The following is a 2,644-nucleotide window of genomic DNA, read 5'->3' as shown; positions in this document are numbered from 1 at the left end:
ACAATGGATTGGTCGAGGAAGAAGGCCCGCCCGAGCAGATCTTCGGCGCGCCCAAATCCGAAAGGCTGAAGCAGTTCATCCGCAACATCGGCTAGAACAGGCCGGGACGGAAGAAAACCGGGAACCAACAACAAACTGGGAGTTATGAAATGAAGACCGTTCTGAAGACATTTGCCGCAGCGCTGCTGCTCGGCGTCGCAGCCATGGGCGTGGCCAAGGCCGATCCCGTCAAGATCGGCGTCGCCGCCGAGCCTTATCCGCCCTTCACCTCGCCCGATGCTTCGGGCAAGTGGGTTGGCTGGGAGATCGACTTCATCGATGCCGTCTGCGCCGAGGAGAAGCTCGATTGCGTCATTACCCCGGTCGCCTGGGACGGCATCATCCCGGCACTGACGACCAAGAAGATCGACCTCATCGTCTCCTCGATGTCGATCACCGCCGAGCGCGCGAAGACGATCGATTTCTCGGACAAGTACTATAACACGCCGACCGCGATCATCGGCCCGAAGGACCAGAAATTCGGCTCCGCCCCGGACGACCTCAAGGGCAAGATCGTCGGCGTGCAGGTTTCGACGGTGCACGCTGTCTACGCCAAGAAACATTTTGGCAGCACAGCCTCCGAGATCAAGGAATACCAGACCCAGGACGAAGCCAACAACGATCTTGCCGCCGGCCGCCTCGATGCGGTTCAGGCCGATTCCATCGCGCTTGGCGAGTTCCTGAAATCCGACCAGGGCAAGGCCTGCTGCGACCTGAAGGGCATGGTCGCTCCCGATGACGAAGTGCTCGGACCGGGCGTCGGCGCCGGCGTGCGCAAGGAAGACACCGAACTGAAGGGCAAAATCAACGCCGGCATCAAGGCGATCCGCGCCAACGGGAAGTATGACGAGATCTCGAAGAAATACTTCGATTTCGACATTTACGGCGGCGGCGGCGCGCAGTCGAACTGACGATCCTCGTATGAGCGGTGGGGTATGGCGTCAGCGCCGTGCCCCACCTGCCCGATCTTTCCCAGGCATGTTTGCCGCCGACGCAGCCGTCGGCGGTTGGCCAGCACTTCGGGGGCGACGCTGATCGACGCACTTCTTTCGGCCTCCGCGGCCGGCATCACCGAGCTTCTCTCGCCCTACCCGCCAGGCTGGGGCGGGACGCTTCTGGTCGGGCTGCTGCACTCCATCGAGATCGCGCTGGGCGCCACGTGCCTCGGCCTTCTGATCGGCACCGGCGGCGCCTATGGCAAGCTTTATGGCGGGCCGGTGGTGCGCGATCTCCTGGCGGTCTACACCACCATCGTGCGGGCTGTGCCCGAACTGGTGCTGATCCTGCTGCTCTATTACGCCGGAACCGACCTGATCAATCAGGCGCTGACGGCCATGGGCTATCAGCGCGTCGACGTGAGCGGCCTTGCCGCCGGCATCGCCGTGCTCGGCTTCGTCCAGGGCGCCTATTCGACAGAGGTGATACGCGGCGCGATCCTGGCCATTCCGCAGGGCCAGATCGAGGCCGCCCGCGCCTATGGAATGTCTCCGGGCCTGCTGTTGCGGCGCATCACCTTGCCGTCAATGCTGCCCTTCGCCATACCGGGCCTCGCCAATCTCTGGCTGATCGCCACCAAGGATACCGCGCTATTGGCGGTCGTCGGCTTCTACGAACTGGCGCTGGCGACGCGGCAGGCGGCGGGTGTCACCAAAGCCTATTTCACCTTCTTTTTCGCGGCGGGCGTGCTCTATCTGCTTTTGTCGCTGTTCTCCAACCTCGTCATCGGCCGGGTCGAGACCTGGTCGCGGCGCGGCATGCCTTCGCTCAAGGAGGCGCGCTGATGGCCAACGAGGCTGCCATCATCAACGTCGTCGCGCGAACATCGCTGTGGCTGCAGCCGCACCGCATCGTGCTGATCCTGATCGCACTGGGCCTTGTTTTGTCGGCTGCCTTTTTCATGCGCTGGGACTGGCTGCCGCAATATTATGAAATGGGCTTGATCGGCATCTGGCGGTCGCTGTGGATCCTGGCCGTCACCTGCGTGCTGGGCTTTCTGCTCGCCGTGCCGCTCGGGCTGGCGCAAGCCGCCGGCTCATTCTGGTTCGCCGCGCCTGCCAAGGTGTTCTGCACGGTGATCCGGGGCACGCCGCTGCTGATCCAGCTCTGGCTGCTCTATTACGGCCTGGGTTCGCTGTTCCCGCAATATCCGTGGATCCGCGAATCCTGGATGTGGCCATATCTCAGGCAAGCCTGGCCCTATGGCGTGCTGGCGTTGACCCTGTCTTTCGCCGGCTATGAGGGCGAGGTGATGCGTGGCGCCTTTGCCGGTGTGCCCAAGGGACAACTGGAGGCGGCGCGTGCCTTCGGCATGAGCCGCTGGAAGGCATTCCGGCGGATCTGGCTGCCGCAGGCCATCTACCGGGCGCTGCCGACGCTGACCGGCGAGACCGTGCTGCAGTTGAAATCGACGCCGCTGGTGGCAACGATCAGTGTCATCGACATCTTCGCCGTTTCGTCCAAGGTGCGGCAGGACACCTACCTCACCTATGAGCCCCTGCTGCTGCTGGCGCTGATTTACATGACGATCACCGGTATTCTGGTCTTCGCCTTCAGCAGGATAGAGGCCAAGATCCCCAACAAGATTGGCTAGAGGGGAGTAGGGGAG

At 63.0% G+C, this 2,644-nt stretch carries 3 protein-coding genes and 1 pseudogene; all 4 read left to right on the top strand.

The window, feature by feature from the left end; all coding sequences use genetic code 11:
* Nucleotides 1-95 (top strand): annotated as a pseudogene (locus EN984_RS30315) (histidine/lysine/arginine/ornithine ABC transporter ATP-binding protein); the annotation flags it as partial.
* 54 nt (nt 96-149) lie between these two features.
* Complete coding sequence (locus EN984_RS30310; RefSeq protein WP_023811511.1) at nt 150-950, top strand: transporter substrate-binding domain-containing protein; 801 nt, start codon at nt 150-152, stop codon at nt 948-950.
* 156 nt (nt 951-1,106) lie between these two features.
* The gene (locus EN984_RS30305; protein WP_206516821.1) at nt 1,107-1,820 is read left to right on the top strand and encodes an ABC transporter permease; all 714 of its coding nucleotides are present in this window, start codon (nt 1,107-1,109) and stop codon (nt 1,818-1,820) included.
* On the top strand, nt 1,820-2,629 hold the full coding sequence (locus EN984_RS30300) for an ABC transporter permease (RefSeq protein ID WP_127384180.1): 810 nt from the start codon (nt 1,820-1,822) through the stop codon (nt 2,627-2,629). Before EN984_RS30305 ends, EN984_RS30300 begins: the two co-directional genes overlap by 1 nt.
* The last annotated feature ends 15 nt before the right edge of the window (nt 2,630-2,644 follow it).

Source organism: Mesorhizobium sp. M7A.F.Ca.CA.004.12.1.1, from assembly GCF_003997835.1.
Lineage (GTDB): Bacteria > Pseudomonadota > Alphaproteobacteria > Rhizobiales > Rhizobiaceae > Mesorhizobium.
This window is presented reverse-complemented; position numbering and strand designations above follow the sequence as displayed.

What these genes read in the sequence shown, in the direction of transcription:
- EN984_RS30310 (WP_023811511.1), top strand. Translation starts at nt 150, where the DNA reads ATGAAGACCGTTCTGAAGACATTTGCCGCAGCGCTGCTGCTCGGCGTC.
- EN984_RS30300 (WP_127384180.1), top strand. Translation starts at nt 1,820, where the DNA reads ATGGCCAACGAGGCTGCCATCATCAACGTCGTCGCGCGAACATCGCTG.